This is a genomic window from Micromonospora sp. NPDC005305 (assembly GCF_040607315.1).
Classification (GTDB): Bacteria; Actinomycetota; Actinomycetes; order Mycobacteriales; family Micromonosporaceae; genus Micromonospora.
On record NZ_JBEXGL010000022.1, the window covers coordinates 81,894 to 102,939 of the forward strand.

General features: G+C 72.2%; 20 protein-coding genes and 2 tRNA genes. 14 read left to right on the top strand and 8 right to left on the bottom strand.

Translation table 11 applies throughout. The annotated features are described in order from the left end of the window. Window positions 1–102 precede the first annotated feature (102 nt). Window positions 103–1,983, top strand: coding sequence for a propionyl-CoA synthetase (locus ABZS80_RS27525; RefSeq protein ID WP_355060278.1), 1,881 nt, complete (start codon window positions 103–105; stop codon window positions 1,981–1,983). Here the strand turns inward: ABZS80_RS27525 and ABZS80_RS27530 are convergent. After that, the gene (locus tag ABZS80_RS27530) at window positions 1,973–4,864 is read right to left on the bottom strand and encodes an Hsp70 family protein (protein ID WP_355060279.1); all 2,892 of its coding nucleotides are present in this window, start codon (window positions 4,862–4,864) and stop codon (window positions 1,973–1,975) included. The genes ABZS80_RS27525 and ABZS80_RS27530 overlap by 11 nt on opposite strands. A 130-nt stretch (window positions 4,865–4,994) precedes the next feature. Between ABZS80_RS27530 and ABZS80_RS27535 the strand changes: the two genes are divergently transcribed. Both ABZS80_RS27535 and ABZS80_RS27540 read left to right on the top strand, forming a co-directional pair. Further along, on the top strand, window positions 4,995–5,732 hold the full coding sequence (locus ABZS80_RS27535) for a hypothetical protein (protein ID WP_355060281.1): 738 nt from the start codon (window positions 4,995–4,997) through the stop codon (window positions 5,730–5,732). After that, on the top strand, window positions 5,656–6,528 hold the full coding sequence (locus ABZS80_RS27540) for a HEAT repeat domain-containing protein (RefSeq protein WP_355060326.1): 873 nt from the start codon (window positions 5,656–5,658) through the stop codon (window positions 6,526–6,528). Before ABZS80_RS27535 ends, ABZS80_RS27540 begins: the two co-directional genes overlap by 77 nt. An 11-nt stretch (window positions 6,529–6,539) precedes the next feature. Here ABZS80_RS27540 and ABZS80_RS27545 read toward each other — a convergent pair whose 3' ends face one another. Continuing rightward, window positions 6,540–7,067, bottom strand: a complete 528-nt coding sequence (locus tag ABZS80_RS27545) for a hypothetical protein (RefSeq protein WP_355060328.1) — start codon at window positions 7,065–7,067, stop codon at window positions 6,540–6,542. A 427-nt stretch (window positions 7,068–7,494) separates the two neighbouring features. Here ABZS80_RS27545 and ABZS80_RS27550 point away from each other — a divergent pair, with 427 nt between their 5' ends. Then, on the top strand, window positions 7,495–8,217 hold the full coding sequence (locus ABZS80_RS27550; protein ID WP_355060283.1) for a GrpB family protein: 723 nt from the start codon (window positions 7,495–7,497) through the stop codon (window positions 8,215–8,217). Window positions 8,218–8,778: 561 nt separating this feature from the next. Here the strand turns inward: ABZS80_RS27550 and ABZS80_RS27555 are convergent. Beyond that, window positions 8,779–9,462, bottom strand: coding sequence for an alpha/beta hydrolase (locus tag ABZS80_RS27555; RefSeq protein ID WP_355060285.1), 684 nt, complete (start codon window positions 9,460–9,462; stop codon window positions 8,779–8,781). 53 nt (window positions 9,463–9,515) lie between these two features. Here ABZS80_RS27555 and ABZS80_RS27560 point away from each other — a divergent pair, with 53 nt between their 5' ends. Continuing rightward, window positions 9,516–10,550 carry a WYL domain-containing protein gene (locus ABZS80_RS27560; RefSeq protein WP_355060287.1) on the top strand — a complete coding sequence of 345 codons (1,035 nt, stop codon included), beginning with the start codon at window positions 9,516–9,518 and terminating at the stop codon, window positions 10,548–10,550. Window positions 10,551–10,647: 97 nt separating this feature from the next. Here the strand turns inward: ABZS80_RS27560 and ABZS80_RS27565 are convergent, their stop codons facing one another. Further along, window positions 10,648–11,154, bottom strand: a complete 507-nt coding sequence (locus tag ABZS80_RS27565) for a nucleoside deaminase (RefSeq protein WP_355060289.1) — start codon at window positions 11,152–11,154, stop codon at window positions 10,648–10,650. A 336-nt stretch (window positions 11,155–11,490) separates the two neighbouring features. Between ABZS80_RS27565 and ABZS80_RS27570 the strand changes: the two genes are divergently transcribed. Together ABZS80_RS27570 and ABZS80_RS27575 are read left to right on the top strand one after the other, a co-directional pair. After that, window positions 11,491–11,709: a helix-turn-helix domain-containing protein gene (locus ABZS80_RS27570; protein ID WP_355060291.1), complete on the top strand. Its 219-nt coding sequence runs from the start codon at window positions 11,491–11,493 to the stop codon at window positions 11,707–11,709. Continuing rightward, window positions 11,709–12,845, top strand: coding sequence for a tyrosine-type recombinase/integrase (locus tag ABZS80_RS27575; RefSeq protein WP_355060293.1), 1,137 nt, complete (start codon window positions 11,709–11,711; stop codon window positions 12,843–12,845). Before ABZS80_RS27570 ends, ABZS80_RS27575 begins: the two co-directional genes overlap by 1 nt. Window positions 12,846–12,937: 92 nt before the next feature. On the opposite strand, the gene ABZS80_RS27580 is transcribed toward ABZS80_RS27575, so the two are convergent. Beyond that, window positions 12,938–13,011 (bottom strand) — tRNA-Gly (locus ABZS80_RS27580). A 268-nt stretch (window positions 13,012–13,279) separates the two neighbouring features. Between ABZS80_RS27580 and ABZS80_RS27585 the strand changes: the two genes are divergently transcribed. The 5 genes from ABZS80_RS27585 (at window position 13,280) to clpX (ending at window position 17,845) form a co-directional block, all read left to right on the top strand. Beyond that, a tRNA-Pro gene (locus ABZS80_RS27585) sits at window positions 13,280–13,353 on the top strand. 146 nt (window positions 13,354–13,499) lie between these two features. Next, window positions 13,500–14,846, top strand: a complete 1,347-nt coding sequence (gene tig, locus ABZS80_RS27590; RefSeq protein ID WP_355060295.1) for a trigger factor — start codon at window positions 13,500–13,502, stop codon at window positions 14,844–14,846. Window positions 14,847–15,019: 173 nt separating this feature from the next. After that, window positions 15,020–15,661: an ATP-dependent Clp protease proteolytic subunit gene (locus ABZS80_RS27595; RefSeq protein WP_088960728.1), complete on the top strand. Its 642-nt coding sequence runs from the start codon at window positions 15,020–15,022 to the stop codon at window positions 15,659–15,661. Window positions 15,662–15,671: 10 nt separating this feature from the next. Then, window positions 15,672–16,334 (top strand): ATP-dependent Clp protease proteolytic subunit, encoded by a 663-nt coding sequence (locus ABZS80_RS27600; RefSeq protein ID WP_091269636.1) that lies wholly within the window; start codon window positions 15,672–15,674, stop codon window positions 16,332–16,334. A 215-nt stretch (window positions 16,335–16,549) separates the two neighbouring features. Beyond that, the gene (gene clpX / locus ABZS80_RS27605) at window positions 16,550–17,845 is read left to right on the top strand and encodes an ATP-dependent Clp protease ATP-binding subunit ClpX (RefSeq protein ID WP_355060297.1); all 1,296 of its coding nucleotides are present in this window, start codon (window positions 16,550–16,552) and stop codon (window positions 17,843–17,845) included. 23 nt (window positions 17,846–17,868) lie between these two features. Here clpX and ABZS80_RS27610 read toward each other — a convergent pair whose 3' ends face one another. Continuing rightward, on the bottom strand, window positions 17,869–18,492 hold the full coding sequence (locus ABZS80_RS27610; RefSeq protein ID WP_355060299.1) for an XRE family transcriptional regulator: 624 nt from the start codon (window positions 18,490–18,492) through the stop codon (window positions 17,869–17,871). A gap of 41 nt (window positions 18,493–18,533) precedes the next feature. Between ABZS80_RS27610 and ABZS80_RS27615 the strand changes: the two genes are divergently transcribed. Together ABZS80_RS27615 and ABZS80_RS27620 are read left to right on the top strand one after the other, a co-directional pair. After that, the gene (locus tag ABZS80_RS27615) at window positions 18,534–19,367 is read left to right on the top strand and encodes a DMT family transporter (protein ID WP_355060301.1); all 834 of its coding nucleotides are present in this window, start codon (window positions 18,534–18,536) and stop codon (window positions 19,365–19,367) included. Window positions 19,368–19,407: 40 nt separating this feature from the next. Then, complete coding sequence (locus tag ABZS80_RS27620) at window positions 19,408–20,205, top strand: carbon-nitrogen hydrolase family protein (protein ID WP_355060303.1); 798 nt, start codon at window positions 19,408–19,410, stop codon at window positions 20,203–20,205. 20 nt (window positions 20,206–20,225) lie between these two features. On the opposite strand, the gene ABZS80_RS27625 is transcribed toward ABZS80_RS27620, so the two are convergent. Both ABZS80_RS27625 and ABZS80_RS27630 read right to left on the bottom strand, forming a co-directional pair. Continuing rightward, a complete protein-coding gene (locus ABZS80_RS27625; RefSeq protein WP_355060305.1) occupies window positions 20,226–20,453 on the bottom strand; it encodes a hypothetical protein in 228 nt (75 codons plus the stop codon). A gap of 378 nt (window positions 20,454–20,831) precedes the next feature. Next, window positions 20,832–21,046, bottom strand: a 215-nt coding sequence (locus ABZS80_RS27630) for a hypothetical protein (protein WP_355060307.1), incomplete at its 5' end; no start/stop codon positions are given.

The following is a 21,046-nucleotide window of genomic DNA, read 5'->3' on the forward strand; positions in this document are numbered from 1 at the left end:
CCCCATCGGCGGGCCGGGCCGTTCACCGAGCCGGGGCGCCCTTCCGGCGCGCCGACCCGATGGGCCGTTGCGCCGGCCCGGGCGCGCGGCCAGCATGACGGGATGGGCGCGTATCGATCAGCGTACGAGCGGAGCATCGCCGACCCGGCCGGCTTCTGGCGGGAGGCCGCGGCGGACCTCGACTGGCACCGGGCGCCGGAGCGGATCCTCGACGACAGCGCCGCACCGCTGTTCCGGTGGTTCCCGGACGGGGAGCTGAACACCTGCCACAACGCCCTCGACCGGCACGTGGCCGCCGGCCGGGGCGACCAGCCCGCGGTGATCCACGACAGCCCGGTCACCGGCACGGTCCGCACCCTCACCTACGCCGAGCTGCTCGCCGAGACCGCCCGGTTCGCCGGTGCGCTGCGCCGGCTCGGCGTCGGCCGGGGCGACCGGGTGCTGCTCTACCTGGCCATGGTGCCGGAGGCGGTGATCGCCATGCTGGCCTGCGCCCGGATCGGCGCGGTCCACTCGGTGGTCTTCGGCGGCTTCGCCGCCCACGAGCTGGCCGTCCGGATCGACGACGCGCGGCCGACCGTGGTGGTCGCCACCTCCTGCGGCATCGAGGTGGACCGGGTGGTTCCCTACCACCCGATCCTCGCCGCCGCGCTGGACGAGGCGACCCACGCCCCGGCGCACTGCGTGATCGTGCAGCGCCCCCAGGAGCCCGCTCCGCTGGTCGCCGGCCGCGACCTGACCTGGGACGAGGCGATGGCCGGCGCCGAGCCGGTGGAGTGCGTGCCGGTGGCCGCCACCGACCCGCTCTACGTCCTCTACACCTCCGGCACCACCGGTCGGCCCAAGGGCGTGGTCCGGGACAACGGCGGGCACGCCGTGGCGCTGCGCTGGTCGATGCGGAACGTCTACGGCATCGAGCCGGGCGACGTCTTCTGGGCCGCCTCCGACGTGGGCTGGGTGGTCGGCCACTCCTACATCGTGTACGCGCCGCTGCTCACCGGCGCGACCACGGTGCTCTACGAGGGCAAGCCGGTCGGCACCCCGGACGCCGGGGCGTTCTGGCGGGTGGTCGCCCAGCACCGGGTGGCCGCCCTGTTCACCGCGCCCACCGCGATCCGGGCGATCCGCCGGCAGGACCCGGACGGCGCGCTCCTGGCCGGGTACGACCTGAGCAGCCTGCGCACCCTGTTCCTGGCCGGTGAGCGGCTCGACCCGGACACCTGGGCGTGGGCGGGGGAGCGGCTCGGCGTGCCCGTGGTGGACAACTGGTGGCAGACCGAGACCGGCTGGCCGATCGCGGCCAACCCGCGCGGCCTGGAGCCGCTGCCGATCAAGCCCGGCTCCCCCTCGGTACCCGTTCCCGGGTACGACGTCCGGGTGGTCGACGGCGGCGGCCGGGAGGTCCCGGCGGGCACCGACGGCTCGATCGTCATCCGGCTGCCCCTGCCGCCCGGCTGCCTGCCCACCCTGTGGGGCGACGACGAGCGCTACGTCCGCTCCTACCTGACCGCCTTCCCCGGCTACTACCTGACGGGCGACGGTGGCCGGTTCGACGAGGACGGCTACCTCTACGTGATGGGCCGCACCGACGACGTGATCAACGTGGCCGGGCACCGGCTCTCCACCGGGGCCATGGAGGAGGTGCTGGCGGCGCACCCGGCGGTCGCCGAGTGCGCGGTGATCGGCGTGGCCGACCCGCTCAAGGGGCAGGTGCCCAGCGGGTACGTGGTGCTCAAGGCCGGCGCCGGTGCGGACCCGGACGCGCTCGCCGGTGAGCTGGTGGCCCTGGTCCGGCAGCGGATCGGGCCGGTGGCCGCGTTCCGCCGGGTGACCGTGGTGCCGGCGCTGCCCAAGACCCGCTCCGGCAAGATCCTCCGCCGGACCATGCGCGGGCTGGTCGAGGGGCGGGACGAGCCGGTGCCGCCGACCATCGAGGACCCGGCGGCGCTGGCGGTCTTCCGCGACCTGGGCGCTACTCCGTGACGAAGCGGTGGAGCACGAAGTCCTGCTCGGAGCCGCAGGCGACGACCTCGGTGTTCCACGAGCAGGAGTCGCCCCGGACGTCCTTCAGCTCGCCGAGCTGGACCACCCTGCCCGACCCGGCGCCCACCCCGGCCACGCTGCGGTCGTCCACCGAGCTGCCCAGCGGGTCGGCGAAGAGCAGCAGGTTGCCGGCGTCCACCCGGACGGCCACCCCGTCCTCGGCGTCGAGCACCCGCGTCCCGTCCGCCGCGAAGAGCGTCGCCGCCGGCTCCGGGTAGATCCGCCGGGCCAGCACCCGCTCGCCCACTGGCACGAGCTGGGTCATCCCCGGCGCCGCCCACCGCTTGACGCCCTGCCCCTCCTGCGCGGCGACCACCACGGCGGTCTCGTCGTCGGAACCGGTCACCTCCAGCAGGCAGGCCCGGTGCTCCCCGCACGGTGCCAGCGCCTTGGCCCGCCGGTCGTCGTCCTCGGCCCGGTAGAGCACGCTCGGCTGCGCCTGCTTCCCCAGGTCGTAGGCGAGCAGCCGCCCGTCGTCGCCCGCCACGTAGAGCCGGTCCTCGTGGGCGGCGACCAGGTCGTCCGGCTCGGCCACGGCCTTCCAGCGGCGGACCTCACCGCCGGAGCCGAGGTCGATGAGCCGGACCGACCTGTCCGCGCTCACCTGCACGAGTTGCTCGACCGGGCTCTGCTCCGGGTCGCGGGGCGAACCGTCGCCGTACCCGGGGCCGGACACCGCCTCGTCGCTGGTCACCGGGTGCACGCTGGTGCGGCTGTTGCCGTACTCGTCGGTGAGGTCGTTCAGCGACCACTTCTCGTCGCCGCTGCTCAGTTTGAGCCCGACGAGCCGCTTCCGTTCGCGGTCGGTGAGCGCCACCACGTCCCTGCCGACGAACATCTGGTCGTCCCCGTGCACGGTGTGCTGCCAGCGCGGCTTGCCGGACCCGCCGTCGAGCACCTCGAGCTGGCGCGGGGTGCTGCTGCCGGCGGCGTCCGCGAGCAGCGCCACCGCGCCGGGCAGCGCGACCACTCCGGCCCACTGATCGGACGTGGTGGCGCTCTCCCCGGTCCAGAGCTTCTTGCCGGTGCCCGCCTCGACGGCCACCACCGCCAGCCGGTCGTCCTCGCGCGGATAGGCCAGGTAGGCCCGGTCGCCCGCGACCGCCGTGAACATCTCCGCCGGCCGCTCGCTGGCACCCGCGACCCGGATGCCCTTGCCGAACGCCTGGAAGTCCAGCTCCGGGTGGCGGTCCCGGGTGAGGTAGAGGACGGTCGCCGTGACCACCCCGGCCAGGGCGGCCACCGCCCCGACCGAGATCCACAGGGCCCGTCGCCGCCGGCCCCCGCCGGCCGACGCGGCCACCGACCCGGGCGTCCCGTTCCCGGGTACGCCGGGCCAGCCCGGCCACCCGCCCGGCTGGTGCGGGATCCCGGGCCCCTGCCGGGGTACGCCCGCAGGCGACCCGTACGGCGGCAGGGCAGGGGCCGGCGTACCCGGGGCGGGTGAGTGCGGGGCGACGGCCGTGCCGTGCGGTCCGGCGGCGACGGTGGTGCCGTCCGGCTGGTCCGCCACGGTGAGCGACATGTCGGCCGCGGTCGGTCGGTCCGCGGCGGGCAGCGGCGGCGTGCCGGCGTCGAGGAGGGTGCCGGCCGGGCCGGCGTCCGGGGTGGCCGCGGCCGGCCGACCGGCGGGGGCCGCACCGACCGGGGCCAGCGGCAGCGGCGGGGCGGCCGAGCGGTCGCGCCGCAGCGGCAGGTCGGTCAGCGCGCCCTCGGCGACGGGCAGCTCGGGCTGCTCCAGCACGGTCGGTGCGATGCCCAGCTCGGCGTGGAGCAGCCGTGCCACCAGCGGGATCCGGGACGAGCCGCCCACCAGGAACAGCCCGGCGAGCCGCTCCGGGGTCAGCCCGGCCGCGCCGATCACCCGCCGGGTCTCGGCGACCGCCCGCCGCAGCAGCGGGGTGGCCACACCCTCCAGTTCGGCGCGGGTCAACGACACGGCGGCCGGGACCCCCGGCACCGCCACCGGCGCCGCCGTGGTGCGGGACAGCATCTCCTTGGCGCCCCGGACGTGCTCGACGAACTGCAGCCGCTCCCGCCACTGCGTGGTGTCGGCCGGCTCGCGCAGCCGCGCCCACTGCCCGGGATGCGTGGCGGCGACCCGCTCACCGACCAGCGCGAGCAGGGCGGCGTCCAGGTCCAGCCCGCCCAGGTCGTCCAGACCCCCGCAGGAGATCACCGTGAAGCCGGAGTCACCCCACGGGTCCGCGCCCTCGTTGCGGACCACGGCGACGTCCAGCGTCCCGCCGCCGAAGTCGAAGACGGCCACCGACTCGCCGACCGGCACCGGCCGGCGCAGCACCTCGGTGTAGTAGCGCGCCGCCGCGACCGGCTCGCGCAGCAGCCGGGTCCCGGGCGGGATGGGGCCGGACAGGGTGTGCTCGGCCGCCGACGGCCAGCCGGCCAGCGCGAGCGCCTCGGCCAGCACCTGCCGCCGGTCCGCGTCCCAGGTGGCCGGGCAGGTGACCACGGCGGGCGGCAGGAAACCGAGCGCGCCGACGGCCGCCTCACCCACCGCGCGCAGCACCGCGCCGAGCAGCTCGGCCGGCGTGTGCCGGCGGTCGCCGAGCAGCACCTCCGGCTCGTCGACGCGGCGCTTCGGGTTCGGCTCGTACCGGTCGGGGTCGGCGTGGGCCAGCCGCAGCGCGTCCCGCCCGACGTGCAGGCGCCCGTCGGTGTCGGCGTACACACCGGACGGCAGGATCGGCTGACCCTCCACCAGCAACGGGCGGGTACGCCCGTCCGGCCAGCGCAACACGGCCACGGTGTTCGAGGTGCCGAGGTCCACGCCGAGGGCGAAACCGTCCTGCTGGCCTGACATCCGTCGCTACCTCCACCCGACGAGGGGATGTCCGGCCCCGCATCGTACGCAGCCCGCGCCGCCTCGTTCCGCGGTGGGCAGCGCGGAAACCCAGGTGCGGCGCCCGGCCCGGACCGACCACCATGACTCGATGATCGAAGCACGCAGCGAGGCCGGGGCGGTGCCGCCGGCGGTCACCGCAGCCGTCGGCGGGGACGACGACGACCTGCGGCGCCTCCTGGCCGCCCTGTCCATGGTGGACGCCGGTGGCGATGCGGACGCCGCGCGAGCGGCCCTGCGCCTCCTGGCCGGGCGGCCCCGGCTGCTGACCCGGCTCGACGAGCACGTCCGGCGGAACCCGTGGCGGGCACCGTACCGATCGCCGGAGGTCGACCGGCTGGCTGCGGCGCTCACCCGCCCCACGGTCGGTCCGGTGGCCGTCGCGGTCGCGGCCAGCCACCCCGACGGCCGGGTCCGGGAGCGGGCGGTGCGCGTGCTGCTGTCCCGGCCCGTGCCGGAGCTGACCCCGTTCCTGGTGCTGCGCACCGCCGACTGGGCGCGGCCGGTGCGCGACACGGCCCGCGCCGGCCTGGCGCTGCTGCTCGCCGACGAGCCGGCCGCACACCTGCCGGCCGCCGTCGCGGCCACCGCGCTGGTCTCCGTCCGGAGCCGTGGCGGCTTCGCGGCCCAGCAGGTCACCGCCGCGTTGCAGGCCGCACCCGCCCGGCTCCGCGCCGAGGTGGCCCGCACCCGCGCCGGCCGCGCAGCGGCGCGCCCTGTTCGACCTGGACCTGGCGCACGGCCGCTTGCGGGTGGACGACCTGCTCGCCGCCGTCGCCGACCGGGATGTCCGCGTACGCGCCCGGGCCGCCGAGGCCGCCGCCCGTGAGGCGGTCTGGACCGGCCGCCGGCCCGTGCTGCAGCGGCTCGCCGGTAACCGGCACCCCGAGGTACGGGCGTTGGGCCTGACCGGCCTGCTCCGCCTCGGCCGGCACGCCGAGGTGGCCGCCTTCCTCGACGACCGGCACCAGCTGGTCCGCGCCATCGCCCGCGAGGCGGCCCGCCGGGAGGGGGTCGACGCCTCGGCCGCGTACCGGGCGGCGGTCAGCGGTGGGGCACCGCGGGTCGGCGCGGTCGCCGGGCTGGCCGAGGTGGGCGCCGACAGCGACGCCCCACTGCTGCACCCGCTGCTCGCCCACCCGGACCCCCGGCTGCGTGCCGCCGCCGTACGCGCCCTGGCCCGGTTGGGCGCCGTGCCGGTGGCGCTGGTGGTGCCCCTGCTGCGCGACCCCGCCGCCGGAGTCGTCCGGGAGGCGGCCACCGCGCTGCGCCCGATCGGCGGCGCGCTCCCGCCCGAGCTGCCCTGGGAGTTGCTGGTTGACGAGCGGCTGGAACTCCGCCGTGCCGGCTACCGGCTGCTCGGCACCCGCCCGCCGGCGCTGCGGCTGCGGGCCGGGCTGCTGCTCGTCAAGGACCCGGATCCCCGGCTGGCGGAGCGTGCCCGCGCCGACGTGACCGGGCTGGCCCGGGCCAGCGTGCGGAACTACCGCTGGGAGGCGCCGCCCCTGGAGCTGGAGCTGACCGCGCAGTTGCGGAACGAACTGCTCCGGCTGACGGAGGCGGCCGAGCCGGACCTCGCCGCCCGGGCCATCGAGCGGCTCACCGAGTGGCTGCACCACAGCTGAGGCCCTGCCACTCAGCCGGTTTCATGATCAGGTCGACGACGACGCCGCCGGGCCGCTGCCACCACTCCGGCGGCCAGGACGGCGAGCGTCGCACCGGCCGCGGGCCACCAACGGCTCGGCGTTCCGGCGGGAGCGAGCGGGGCCGCGGCAGACATCGGGGCCGCTGCGGCCGCGGATGAGGTGTCCGGCAACGGGCGGATCCCGGTACACAGTCCGGTAGTGCTGCCGATCGAATTCACCCGGTACCGGGTGCCGACGCGGAAGTCGTAGCCGCAGCTGGCTTCGTCGCGGCGCACGCCCAGCCCGAGCGTGTCGCCTGTCCCGAAGCCGCCCTTCTCGACGGACTCGACCGCGAGTTCGACCCCGTTGTCCGTCACCTCCGTGACGGTGCCGACGACGATGAGCTCGGCGCGGTCGTCCTCCTGGTCGGCGCGCAGGGCGCACGAGCAGGCCCAGGCGGGCTGCGCCGGTGCGACGGCCACGACGAGGCCGACGCCGAGGATGGCCAGAGCGAAGAGACTCGCGGCACGCAGCTTCATGCCAGCACTGACGCGGCCGGATGCCCCCGGGTTCCCCCAGCCGTCCTGACCGACGAAGACGTTGCCCGGGTTTGCCGTCACCGGCCTTCTGTGGGCCGCAGAGCCCGCCCAACAGCTCTGGTGGGGGTCCAGAGCCGCCGGTGAACGGCACGCGGATGGCACGCAAGATCCAACAATGGGGGAGAAGCGAACGGCCCAGGTGCCGCGATCATGCGGTCCGCCTGGGCCTTCGTGGGTGGAGCGGGCGACGGGAATCGAACCCGCACCGTCAGTTTGGAAGAGCGTGCTCAAGCGGTCGCGATGTCCGAAACGCCTGCGGGCGGCGGTGGGCCCGGTTGCGTCTCGTGCCCGCTCGTGCCCGCTGCGCGCCACGGTTACTGGCCCACGGATGGCCCATGCTGGCCTTCGGATTAGAAGAAGATCGCGGATGGCTGGTCAGGTCGCCGCGCCCCTGGTCAGCCCGTCTGCCGTTGTCGGGCAGCGTCGGCGTCAGCCGGCGGTCTTGGCTGTACGGCTGGCTGTACAGCCGAAGCTGCTGGGGCAGCGCATGTCGCACCCGGTCGGTAGGAAGGCGCACATGAACGGGCAGCCGGGCAACGCACTCTGGTATCGGGCGGCACGGGTTCAGGTCCAGCTGTACGACCCGTGCTGGCCCGAGCGCTATGCCGAGGAAGCCGAGCTGCTGACGCGCACGCTTGCAGACTCGTTGCTTGCGGTAGAGCACGTCGGGAGTACGGCGGTGCCTGGCCTGGCGGCAAAGCCGGTTATTGACATCCTCGCCACTGTCCGGGACTTCAACGGCTTCCCGGCGCTGGTGGAGCGCCTACAGGAGATCGGCTACACCTACACGCCTGAGTCCGAGGCAGACGACCCAAGCCGCCGTGTCTTCCGCAAAGGTCCAGATGACCTCACCCGTCTCCGCACGCATCACCTGCATGTCACTGAGCAGGGCAGCGACTACTGGCGTCGCCTGATGGCCTTCCGCGATTACCTCCGCGCGCACCCGGAAGACGCGGCCTCATACGTCAGGCTGAAACGCGAACTTGCTGCGCGCCATGCCGCTGACCCTGGTCGCTACACGAGGGACAAGCGGGACTTCGTGAGGGAGATCGAGCGGAGAGCCGCCAGTCTGCCCCCATCCCCCGGATAGGTGCCAAGGACTGCGGCGCCCCGTCGGGGTCAAGGGTGGCCGTAGGCCATCGGCGTGCCGACGCGCAGCGCCCTTGACGCCGACGGGGTGGCGTAGAGGATCGGGCACCTGGGGGATGGGTCACGCCCTGGCGCTCGTCGTCATCGAACCGCGGACAGCGGCCACGCGACTCGGAGGCAAGCAGCTCTGCTGCGCGGCAGCGATCGCCCCCACCTCGATGGTGAGGAACCTCGACGGCGATCGTCACGGCCTCAGCCGCTCATGCTCTTTGTGCTCCGTCAGCGTGGCCGGCCGGCCCGGCCGATGCCGGCCGGAGGTCGCCAGCAGGCCGGGGCCGAGCCGGCGCGGCCCGCTTGCGGGCCGCCTTGATCCTAAAGAGGGGAATTCGGCAGTGCGCGGGCCTCAGCGGTTGTCCTCCGCCGGCTGATGTGCGACACACGTCTGTCAACTGCAACAGGCGCGCGGATCGCGGCAGATCCGGATGCTGCGTTCCAGCAGAATCCACGCCATGGAGCTGGCAGGAGACCACGACGCGCCGCATGTGCGGCGCTCCTTGCCCGGCTAGACCGCAGCCAGGATCCGCGCCAGCTCTGTCGGCCGCGTCACCATCGGCCAGTGCCCGGAATCGATGTCGACCAAGTCGACGTGCTTGGCCCTGGCGAGCTCGGGCAACTCGCCCGCGGCGATCCACTCCCGCGCCTGGGCTGGCGTGAACTCGGGGCACACCATCACGACAGGTATGTCGAATCGCCGCTCATCCGTCAGCTGTACGACGCCCCTGGCCACGCCCTCTGGAACCGGGATCGCGGCCGCCTCGAACGCCCGCCGCGCCTGCTCGTCCAGGTCGGCCGCGTCCGCGCCTTCAAACGGGCCCCAACCCGGGAACGGCATGACGCCGTCGGTGATCTCGAAGAAGTCCGCGTACGGCTGCCCGTCGCTCGATGGGAACCCGCCGATCAGCACCACCTTCGCGACCCGCCCGGGCCTCGCGTCGGCCGCCATCCAGGCCAGGGTGCAGGCTGCGGAGTGCCCCACCACCACCGACCTGCCAAGCCCCGCGTCCACGGCGGCAAGCACCGCGGTCACCTGGTCGGCCAGCGTCGCCGACATGTTCCCGTCGCCCTGACCCGGCAGGATCACCGGCACCGCGTGGCGGCCCCTCTTCTCCAGCTCTGACGCGACGTCGGTCCACGCCGACCCATCGAGCCACAGGCCACCCAAGAGCACGATCTGTTCTGCAGTCATCGGATCAACCTAGAGGCAATTCCGGACGATATGCTTCCGGTACTCTGGCCATCGTGCCAACCGGTCCGAGCCCCACCGCCCGGGCCCTACGCGCGCTCGACATCCTGCATGCACGTCCCGGCACAACTGCCGACCAACTCGCCTCGCTCCTCGGCGTGACGGAACGGGCCGCCCGGCGCTACGTCGGCATCCTTCGCGAGGCCGGCATCCCAGTCGAGTCGTCCCGCGGGCCGTACGGGGGCTACCGGCTGGGCCGCGGCACCCGGCTGCCGCCGGTCGTCTTCACTCAGGAACAGGCCCTCGGTCTGGTCATGGCCGTGCTCGACGGGCAGCCGAACGCCATAGACGACGACGACCTGGTCGGCTCAGCGCTCAGCAAGGTCATCCGGGCACTCCCTGAAAGCGTTGGACGGCAGGCAGCGGCGCTACGGGCGTACGCTGCGGCCACCCCCGACCGGCATTCGGCCCGCCCCGACCCCGCCACGACAAGCGCCCTGATCGCCGCCGTCGCCGACCGACGCCGCGTCATCGTCACCTACCGAGGCGAGAGCGGCGAGGAGTGGGCCGCCGAGGTCGACCCGTGGGCAGTCGTGGTGCGGTACGGCCGCTGGTACCTGCTGTGCCACTCGCACCGCGCGGACGCCATCCGCACGTACCGCATCGACCGAGTCCGGGCCGTACGGCAGACCCCGCACGGCTTCACACCGCCCGACGACCTGGATCCTGTTGCCGCGCTCGAGGAAAACCTGGGCGCCGGCTGGAAGTACCCCACCCGTGTGGTGTTCCACGCACCGTGGGAGAAGGTGGCACCCTGGATCCGGCCACCGATGGGCCGCCTCCAGCCAGACGGCGACCGATGCGTACTGGTCGGCAGCACCAGAAACCCCACGATGTACGCGCAGGAGTGGCTGGCCCCCGTCCCGTTCGACTTCTCCGTGGAAGAAAGCCCCGAACTACATGCCGCCGTGGCGGCGGTCGCAGCCCGTTTCAGCGCGGCACTCTCGCCTCCGCCGTCGGCCGAGACTCGGCCCGGGGACCAGCCTAACCGTGACGACATCCGCCGGCCTGTCGCCATGCCGCCGGCTTGAATCGATGCACTGATTTCGGCAGATCCGGATGCCGTCGGCGGTCCGCGCCAGTGGCGGTAGCGGAGGTCTGCAGCGCGCCTCGGCAGCGCGCGCCTGGTCAGAACTTGGGCTCGACCGATGAGGGCAGCATGTCGGCCCACTTGCGTAGTACGTCGACGGCCTGGTCCCGGAGGGCTCCGTCGGCAACCTCTTCGCGCAGCGACCGGCGGTCGGCTGGCAGGGCGACCTCGCGGTAGAACTGAAGGTCTTCGAAGCCGTAGGTGGCTACGTCGTGGCTGCTGGCTCCGAAGATGAGGCGGGGGATGCGTGCCCAGTAGCAGGCCATGAGGCACATGGGGCAGGGCTCGCTGCTGGCGTACATGATTCCGTCTTCGAACAGGTGCCGCCCTAGGTTCCTGCCAGCGTGGCGCAGGGCCATGACCTCGGCGTGTGCGGTCGGGTCCCGCAGCTCGACAACGCTGCTGGTGCCTTCACCGACGATCTCTCCTGAGATGACGACGATGGCACCGAATGGGGTCTTTCCCTCGTCCTCCAGCGCGTGCCGTGAAATTTCGATGGCCCTCGCGAGGAACCGCTCATCTTGGGCGTCCAGTTGTGAGGTCATGGTCTTCCTCCTTGCCGCCCTGAGGTCTTGCCGCCGTTGGATCTGCGCTTGGGCCAGGGCTGACCGACCACCGCGCCGACCGCCGCGACTGGGTCAAGGCCCTGCTCGGCGTCACCATCGACGCCGACACCGCGCCGGCCGGTGGGGAGCAGCGCCACGCGTGGGAACTCGCCCGACCCACCGACCCCGACGTTGCGCCCCTCGGCCACCGGGTCCTGCGCGCAATATCCGAACGCATCCAATGGCGCGCACAGCTCGACGCCGCGAGACGGGCCGCCGAGCCGCCCGATGTTTCGGCAATTGACCAGAGTCGGACGAGTGGAAGGAGCCTCGACAGTGACGGATGACCTGCTGACCGCTGGTGAGGTGGCTGCTCGCCTCCGCGCGACACCTCGCTTTGTGCGCCGGCTGGTGGCTGAGCGGCGAATCGCCTACGTCAAGGTCGGGCGCTTCGTTCGGTTCGAGCCGGCTGCCGTAGCGGCCTACATCGAGGCCAACCGCGTGGGGCCGATGAGCCGGGCGCAGATGCGGCGACAGTTCGCGGAGGTGGCCTGATGCCGGCCCGCGGTGGCCGCCGTCGTTTCGGCAACGTGCGTCAGCGGGCGTCGGGTCGCTGGCAGGCCCGGTACGTCGGCCCGGATGGATTGACCCGGACTGCGCCGCACACCTTCGCCACTGAAAAGCACGCGGAGAAGTGGCTCACCCTGGTCGAGTCGGAGATCATCCGGGGGGAGTGGGTAGCCCCAGAAGCGGGCGAGATCGAACTCTCGGCCTACGGGCACCGGTGGATCGCTGAACGCAAGCTCGCCCCAAGGACGCGGCAGGGTTACGAGTTCCTGTTCGCGCGACAAGTCGTGCCGTACCTCGGGCACCTGATGCTTGGCGGGATCAAGCCGGCGACGATCCGGGCCTGGCGCAAGAAGCTCTTGGATGCCGGCGTGCCGGAGCCCCAGGCGGTCAAGGCGTACGCGCTGCTGCGGGCCATCCTCAACACGGCGGTGCGCGAGGACGAAATCATTCGGCAGAACCCCTGCCGGATCAAGGGCTACGACCAGTACCACACCCCTGAGCGACCTACGGCCACGATCGCCCAGGTCTACGCCCTGGCCAACGCGATGCCTGCACGGTTCTCGGCGCTCGTCGTGGTCGCGGCGCTCTCCGGTCTGCGGTGGGGCGAGCTGGTTGCGCTGCGCCGCCGGGACATCGACCTCGACACCGGCACGGTCCGGGTCACCCGCAAGCTGGCCGCGTTGCGGAGTCACCTGGAGTTCGGGCCGCCCAAGTCGCTCGCCGGGGTCCGGGTCGTCGCCCTGCCGGCCGCCGCCGTCGATGCCCTGCGGGCGCATCTGACCGAGTTCACTGCCGCCGACGCTGACGCCCTGGTCTTCACCGGCGACAAGGGCGCGCTGTTGCGCTCCGGCAACTTCGGCCGGGCGGTCAAGTGGACGCGGACGGTCGCGGCCGTCGGGCTGCCGGGCTTCCACTTCCACGATCTGCGGCACACCGGAAACACGCTCGCCGCTGCCTCCGGGGCGAGCACTCGGGAGCTGATGCAACGGATGGGTCACGCGAGCATGCGGGCCGCGTTGATCTACCAGCACGCGACCAGCGAGCGGGACCGCGAGATCGCCTCGGCCATGGACCGGCGGATCGCCCGGCAGGCTCGACGGAAGACCGGCAAGGGCAGCTAGTGGCCCACGGATGGCCCGCAAGATCGAAGCGGGGGAGTGGCCGGCCGGCCCAGGATCGGGGGTTACCGCCTCTGACCTGGGCCGAAGGGCTGTGGAGCGGGCGACGGGAATCGAACCCGCACCGTCAGTTTGGAAGACTGAAGCTCTGCCATTGAGCTACGCCCGCGACCGCCCCGCTCTCGCGGGACGCGCCCGACAGCCTACCGAATCCCGGAACCGGACGCGCAGTGCGTACCCGGGTGCGTCGCACGCCCCAGACCCCGCAGCTCCCCACCAGTTCGGCGAGGTGGCGGCTTCCCACCGCCCGGGACCCCGCCACCTCGCCGTTCTGGGCGTGTGGCCCGCCCGGGACCGCGCCACCTCGCCGATGTCGGCGTGTGGCACGCCCCGGTGACCGTCCGGTGGGCCCGGACGGCATAGACTCGTCGTCGCCACGGGGTGTGGCGCAGCTTGGTAGCGCACTCGCTTTGGGAGCGAGGGGCCGTGGGTTCAAATCCCGCCACCCCGACTGTCGTTCGCGACCGGGTCGTCCGGGAACCGCCGACTTTTTCCGGGCGGTACCCAGGCGCTGCCGATGCCGCAGGCCGGCTCGCCTACACTCGATGCGCGCAAACACGCCCAGACTCAACTGAGATCCGTTCAAGGAGTACGCCTGTGAAGAGCACCGTCGAGACTCTGAGCCCGACGCGCGTGCGGCTCGCCATCGAGGTGCCGTTCGTCGAGCTCGAGCCGAGCCTCAGGAAGGCGTACCGGGAGATCGGCCAGCAGGTCCAGGTTCCCGGCTTCCGCCGGGGCAAGGTTCCCTCCGCCGTGATCGACCAGCGGGTGGGCCGGGGCACCGTCCTCAACGAGGCGGTGCAGGAGGCCATCCCGCAGAACATCCTGGCCGCCGTCCGGGAGCACGACCTGAAGACCCTCGGCCGTCCCGAGGTCGAGATCACCGAGTTCAACGACGGTGACTCGCTGAACTTCACCGCCGAGGTCGACGTCCGCCCGGAGATCATCCTGCCGGACCCGGCCACCATCGAGGTCACCGTCGACGAGGTCCAGATCGCCGACAGCGAGATCGACGAGCAGGTCAACAGCCTGCGCGAGCGGTTCGCCACGCTGAAGACCGTCGAGCGGGCCGCCCAGGAGGGCGACTACGTCCAGATCGACCTGAACGCGACCGTCGACGGCGAGGACGTGCCGGGCGGGCAGGCGAGCAACATCTCGCACGAGGTCGGCAGCAAGCAGCTCCTGCCGGGCCTGGACGAGGCGCTGGTCGGCCTGGCCGCCGGCGACAGCACCACCTTCTCCACCCAGTTGGTCGGGGGCGACTACGCCGGCCGGGACGCCGACGTGGCGGTGACCGTGCGCACGGTCAAGGAGAAGGAGCTGCCCGAGCTCGACGACGACTTCGCCCAGCTGGCCAGCGAGTTCGACACGATCGAGGAGCTGCGGAACGACCTGCGGGAGCGGGTCAGCCGCGGCAAGCAGGTCGAGCAGATCTACGCCGCCCGGGACAAGGCCCTGGAGCAGATGGTCGCCACCGCCGAGGTGCCGGCGCCCGAGGGTGTCGTCAAGGAGGAGGTCGAGAGCCGCAAGGCCGCGATGGTCGACCAGCTCGAGCGCATCGGCGCCTCCCTGGAGGAGTACCTCGCCGCGGAGGAGAAGACCGAGGAGCAGATCGACACCGAGCTGACCGAGGCCGCGACCGAGGGCGTCAAGATCCAGCTTCTGCTGGACACGCTGGCCGACGCCGAGGACGTCCAGGTCTCCGACGACGAGTTCGGTCACGAGATCGTCCACCGCGCCCAGCGTGCCGGGATGGCCCCGCAGCAGTACTACGACCAGCTGGTCCGCTCCGGCGCCGCGCAGGCCGTCTTCGGCGACGTCCGCCGGGGCAAGGCGCTCGCCGCCGTGATGGAGAAGATCAAGATCAAGGACTCGGCGGGCAACGAGGTCACCCTCGAGGCGCTGCGGGCCCAGAACGAGGCCGAGCACGACCACCAGCACTGATCATCCGGTGTCGGCCGCCGTCCCGCGCTGTGCGCCGGGCGGCGGCCGAAACCCTTTATTGGGTACGCCCAGAGGGTGACTGCGCTGAGAGCGAACAGTGCCCCGACCGGGAGTACGCCTCCCGGCTGAGCGGTTAGTGTCGGGTAGGACGGTACGGAGAGCGAAGGGCTGCCATGACCGACATGCACATCCCCAAGAAGTCGCTCCGGGCGATCGAGGCCCGTGGTGGCGACTCCATTGGCAACCTCGACGACTCGGTCTACAACCGGTTGCTCAAGGAGCGGATCATCTTCCTGGGCAGCGAGGTGACCGACCAGGTCGCCAACCGCATCTGCGCGCAGCTCCTGCTGCTCGCGGCGGAGGACCCGGACCGCGACATCAACCTCTGGATCAACTCGCCGGGTGGCTCGGTCTACTCCGGCATGGCGATCTACGACACCATGCAGTTCATCGACAACGACGTGTCGACCGTGGCCATGGGCATGGCCGCGTCGATGGGCCAGCTCCTGCTCTGCGCGGGCACCAAGGGCAAGCGCTACGCCCTGCCGCACGCGCGGATCATGATGCACCAGCCCTCCGGTGGCCTCGGTGGCACCGCGTCGGACATCGCGATCCAGGCCGAGCAGATGCTCTACACGAAGCGGATGTTCCAGGAGCGGGTCGCCCACCACACGGGCCAGAGCCAGGCGCAGATCGAGGCGGACTCGGACCGCGACCGCTGGTTCACCGCCCAGGAGGCCATGGACTACGGCTTCATCGACAAGGTGATCATCGGGGCCGCCCAGGTTCCGGATGGCGCCGGGACCCTGAGCTGAGGAGCTGACGATGACCGACCTGAGCCTGCCGCCCCAGTTCGCGGCCGTGCACAACCGCTACGTGCTGCCGTCGTTCGTCGAGCGCACGTCGTACGGGATGAAGGAGTCCAACCCGTACAACAAGCTCTTTGAGGACCGGATCATCTTCCTCGGCGTCCAGGTGGACGACGCGTCGGCCAACGACGTGATGGCCCAGCTGCTGACGCTGGAGGGCACCGACCCGGACCGCGACATCATCATGTACATCAACTCGCCGGGTGGCTCGTTCACCGCCATGACGGCGATCTACGACACCATGCAGTACGTCCGCCCGGACATCCAGACCGTCTGCCTGGGCCAGGCGGCCAGCGCGGCGGCGGTGCTGCTCTCGGCGGGCACCCCGGGCAAGCGGATGGCGCTGCCCAACTCCCGGATCATCATCCACCAGCCGGCCACCGAGGGCGGCTACGGGCAGGGGTCCGACATCGAGATCCAGGCCCGGGAGATCCTGCGGATGCGGACGCAGCTGGAGGACATGCTGTCCCGGCACTGCAACCGCCCCATCGAGCAGGTCCGCAAGGACATCGACCGTGACAAGATCATGACGGCCGAGGAGTCCAAGGAGTACGGGCTGGTCGACACCATCCTGACCAGCCGCAAGAAGGGTCTGCTGGCGTCCCACGCCGCCAGCTGAGCAGTGTGCGGTCGGAGGTCGGTCGGGATATCGTTCCTGGCCGACCTCTGACACACCCGATTTGGGGGTCGGAGAAACCTCCGACAGCGGGTAACGTCGGGTCTGTGCCGCTTCGTTGGGTCGGACCGGCGAGGTGGGACGAGGGGACGGACGGGCGCGCGGCGCCCGCAGGTCAGGGGCCGGCGCACCGGCCGACGAGTGCAGGGAGAACGTAGGTGGCACGGATCGGTGACGGCGGCGACCTACTGAAGTGCTCCTTCTGTGGCAAGTCGCAGAAGCAGGTCAAGAAGCTCATTGCAGGCCCCGGGGTCTACATCTGCGACGAGTGCATCGATCTCTGCAACGAGATCATCGAGGAGGAGCTGGCCGAGTCCGGCGAGGTGAAGTGGGAAGAGCTTCCCAAGCCGATGGAGATCTGCCAGTTCCTCGACAACTACGTCGTCGGCCAGGAGCAGGCCAAGAAGGCGCTTGCCGTCGCGGTCTACAACCACTACAAGCGGATCCAGGCCGAGGCGGCCGGCGCCCCGGGTTCGGGCAGCGACGGCGTCGAGCTGGCCAAGTCCAACATCCTGCTGCTCGGCCCGACCGGGTGTGGCAAGACCCACCTGGCGCAGACGCTGGCCCGGATGCTGAACGTCCCGTTCGCGATCGCCGACGCGACGGCGCTCACCGAGGCGGGCTACGTCGGGGAGGACGTGGAGAACATCCTCCTCAAGCTGATCCAGGCCGCCGACTACGACATCAAGCGCGCCGAGACCGGGATCATCTACATCGACGAGGTCGACAAGATCGCCCGGAAGTCGGAGAACCCGTCGATCACCCGGGACGTCTCCGGTGAGGGCGTGCAGCAGGCGCTGTTGAAGATGCTGGAAGGCGCGGTGGCCAACGTGCCGCCGCAGGGCGGGCGCAAGCACCCGCACCAGGAGTTCATTCAGATCGACACCACCAACGTGCTGTTCATCTGCGGTGGCGCCTTCGCCGGCCTCGACCAGATCATCGAGGCCCGCACGGGCTCCGGCGGCACCGGCTTCGGCGCCCGGCTCCGGTCGGTCTCGGAGCGGTCGACCGACGACATCTTCAGCCAGGTCATGCCGGAGGACATGCTCAAGTTCGGGCTGATCCCCGAGTTCATCGGCCGGCTCCCGGTGATCACCAACGTGCGCAGTCTCGACCGCTCCGCGCTGGTTCGCATCCTCACCGAGCCGCGCAACGCCCTGGTCCGCCAATACCAGCGCCTCTTCGAGCTCGACGGCGTCGAGCTGGAGTTCGAGCCGCCCGCGCTGGAGGCCATCGCCGACCAGGCCATGCTCCGCGGCACCGGCGCCCGCGGCCTGCGGGCGATCATGGAAGAGGTCCTGCTCTCCGTGATGTACGAGGTGCCGAGCAACCCCGACGCCGCCCGGGTGCTGATCACCCGCGAGGTCGTCCTGGAGAACGTCAACCCGACGATCGTGCCCCGCGAGTTCAACGGCCGGCGTGCCCGCCGGGACCGCGAGGAGAAGTCGGCCTGACCGCCACTTCGACCGCGCCCGGGTCAGCTCGGGCGCGGTCCGCGTGACCGGGTCCGCCGGTCCCACTCGCCCGACGGGGTGACCGCCACCATCACCAGCCGCGCCGGCTCGTCGCCCGCGGCGCGGTAGCCGTGCTCGCGGTCGGCGTGGAACTCGACCGTCTCGCCGGCGCGTACCTCGTGGTCGACGCCCTCGACGGTGACCGTGACGGTCCCGTCCAGCACGTGCAGCACCTCCCGCGTGCCGCGCGGATGGTCGGGGGAGTGGTGCGCCTCACCGGGCTCCAACCGCCAGTCCCAGAGCTCGACCAGGTCCGGCTCGCCGAGACCGCTGAGGAGCCGCGCCGTGCCACCGTGCTCGCCCCGCCACAGCACCGGCGCGTCGCCGGCCCGGGAGACCCGTACGGTGCTCTCCTCGGCCGGCTCCAGCAGCCGGGCGATGTTGACGCCGAACGCGTCGGCCACCCGGCAGAGGGTGCCGACGCTCGGGTTGGTCCGCGCCCCCTCGATCTGCACGAGCATGCCCTTGCTCACCCCGGAGCGGCCGGCCAGCTCCTCGAAGGACCAGCCGCGGGCGGCCCGCAGCTCGCGTACCTGTCGGGCCACCGCGGAGGTCACCGCGCCCACCCGCCCTCCGGCGTCGGTCATCACACTATCCTTCACGGTCAATATTGTGGTACGACTGCCTGATGTTCCCCATTGTGCTCGCGGCGGTCTCCGCGGTCGCGTTCGGCACGGCCGACTTCTCCGGCGGCAAGGCGTCCCGGCACGCCGACCCGATCGCGGTGACCGTGGTGTCGCAACTGCTCAGCGTCCCGCTGCTGCTCGCTCTCGTGCTGATCGTGCCGGGCACGCCCGGCCCGCTCGACCTGGCGTGGGGGCTGCTCGCCGGCGTGGCCGGGGCGGCCGGCGTCATGCTGCTCTACAAGGCCCTGGCCGGCGGCGTGATGGCGGTCGTGGCCCCGGTCACCGCAATCACCGCCGCGGTCGTGCCGATCGTCGCCGGGCTGGTCACCGCCCATTCGCCGGGCGCTCTCGCGCTGGGCGGCGCCGGGCTCGCCGTCGTGGCCATCGCGCTGGTCAGCTTCGGGGAGGGTGGTGCCACCGGCCGGGTGTCCGGCCGGCTGATCGGCATGGCGCTCGCCGCCGGGCTGCTCTTCGGGATCTTCTTCGCGCTGCTCGGTCAGGCCGACGAGGGCGCCGGCATGTGGCCGGTGGCCGCGGTACGGGTCAGCTCGATCGCCTTCGGGCTGGCGCTCGCCCTGCGCACCGGCGTACGCCTGAGGCTCGAACCGCGGGTGCTCCGCTGGGCCGCGGCGGCCGGCCTGCTGGACTCGGCGGCCAACGCGCTGTTCCTCGCCGCCGCCGGCCGGGGGCACCTCAGCGTGGTGGCCGCCATCGCCGCGCTCTATCCGGCGAGCACCGTGCTGCTCGCGCTCGCGGTCGACCGGGAACGGCTCCGCCCGGTGCAACTGGCCGGGCTCGGCTTCGCCGCCGGCGCGCTCGTCCTGGCGAGCATCTGAGCCCTGTCGCCGCCCGCCGTCCGACCGTACGCTGAGCCTCATGCGCGTCGCCGTCTGTCAGCTCAACAGCCGTGCGGACCGGACCGCGAACCTCGCCGCCGCGGAGGCCCTGCTGGGCAGGGCCGCGGCGGCCGGCGCGGATCTCGCCGTCCTCCCGGAGTACGTCGACTACCTCGGCCTCGCGGCCGGCATGCCGCCGGCCGAACCGGTCGACGGGGTGGTGGGCCGGTTCTTCGCCGATGCCGCCCGCCGGCTCGGCATGTGGGTGATCGCCGGCTCGTTCCACGAGGCCGGGCCGGACCCCGAGCACACCTGGAACAGCTCGCTGGTGTTCGACCGCGACGGCGCGCTCGCCGCCAGCTACCGGAAGATCCACCTGTACGACGTGCAGATTCCCGGCCGCGTGTCCTATCACGAGTCCGCCACCGTGGCGCCGGGCGAGAAGCCCGTCGTGGTCGACGTCGAGGGCCTCCGGGTCGGCCTGTCGATCTGCTACGACCTCCGGTTCCCCGAGCTCTACCGGCAACTGGCCGTCGACGGCGGCGCGGAGCTGCTCGTGGTGCCGGCCGCGTTCATGATGCACACCGGGCGCGACCACTGGGAGGTGCTGCTCCGGGCCCGGGCCATCGAGAACCAGTGCTTCGTGGCGGCCGCCGGCCAGACCGGCGACCACGAGCCGGGGCGGACCTGCTTCGGGCGCAGCATGGTGGTGGACCCGTGGGGGACCGTGCTCACCCAGGTCGCCGACGGGCCGGGCGTGGCCGTCACGGACCTGGACCGGGACCGGCTGCGGGCGATCCGTGTCGAGCTGCCGAGCCTCGCCAACCGGCGGCTCTGACCTCTCCCCGCACTCCGGCGTCAGCCCTCCAGGAGCACCCCGACGACCGTGAAGCCGGCGATGGCCAGCGCGGTGACGAGCAGCGCCGTGGTCATCCGCGAGGGACCACGCCGGACGAGACGTCCCACCGACGCCAGGACGACGGCGAGCACGAAGGCGCCGATGACCACCTGCCAGAACGGCAGCAGGAGCCCGAGCAGGGCTTCCTCGGCGAGCGTCTCCGCCGGAAACCGCGACACGTCATCCATGTCGACCACTCTGGCACGGATGAGCCCGCGGTGGTCCCGCCCGAAGCGGGGCGTCTGCCGGCTCGGGCGCCCGCGGCCGCACCAAGGACAGTGACGATCACTGATTTGCCTTCTCGGAGCCTCCCGCGTAACTTTCTCTCTGCACGCGGGAGGCCGGACAAACTGGCCGAGAACGGGCGCCAGGCTGGTGGCGGCGACGCCGAGCCAGACTGAGGATCCGGGCGGTGCGAGACACTCCGAGAAACACGGGGTTGCGATCGCGAAGCCGACCGGGTAGAGTGCGGAAGCCGGCAGGGAGCCGGGCGGGTGGCCGCGAAAGCGGCGATCGGCCGGTCCGCCGGAACCCACGACAGCAACGACCGCCGGATATGGCGTGCGTCAGCGTGGGTCGGACCGAACCAAGTTGATCACCTCGAGCATGAGGTTGACAGCGAGAGTCGGGCCGGGTAAGTTAGAGAGGTTGCCCCGGACGGGGTCCTGCTGGTGCGGGGTTCCGGATGGTGTGTGGTTGTTCTTTGAGAACTCAACAGGGTGCTTGAAAAGCCAGTGCCAAATTGATTTATACCCCGGACTGGTCAGGCTTTGGTCTGATT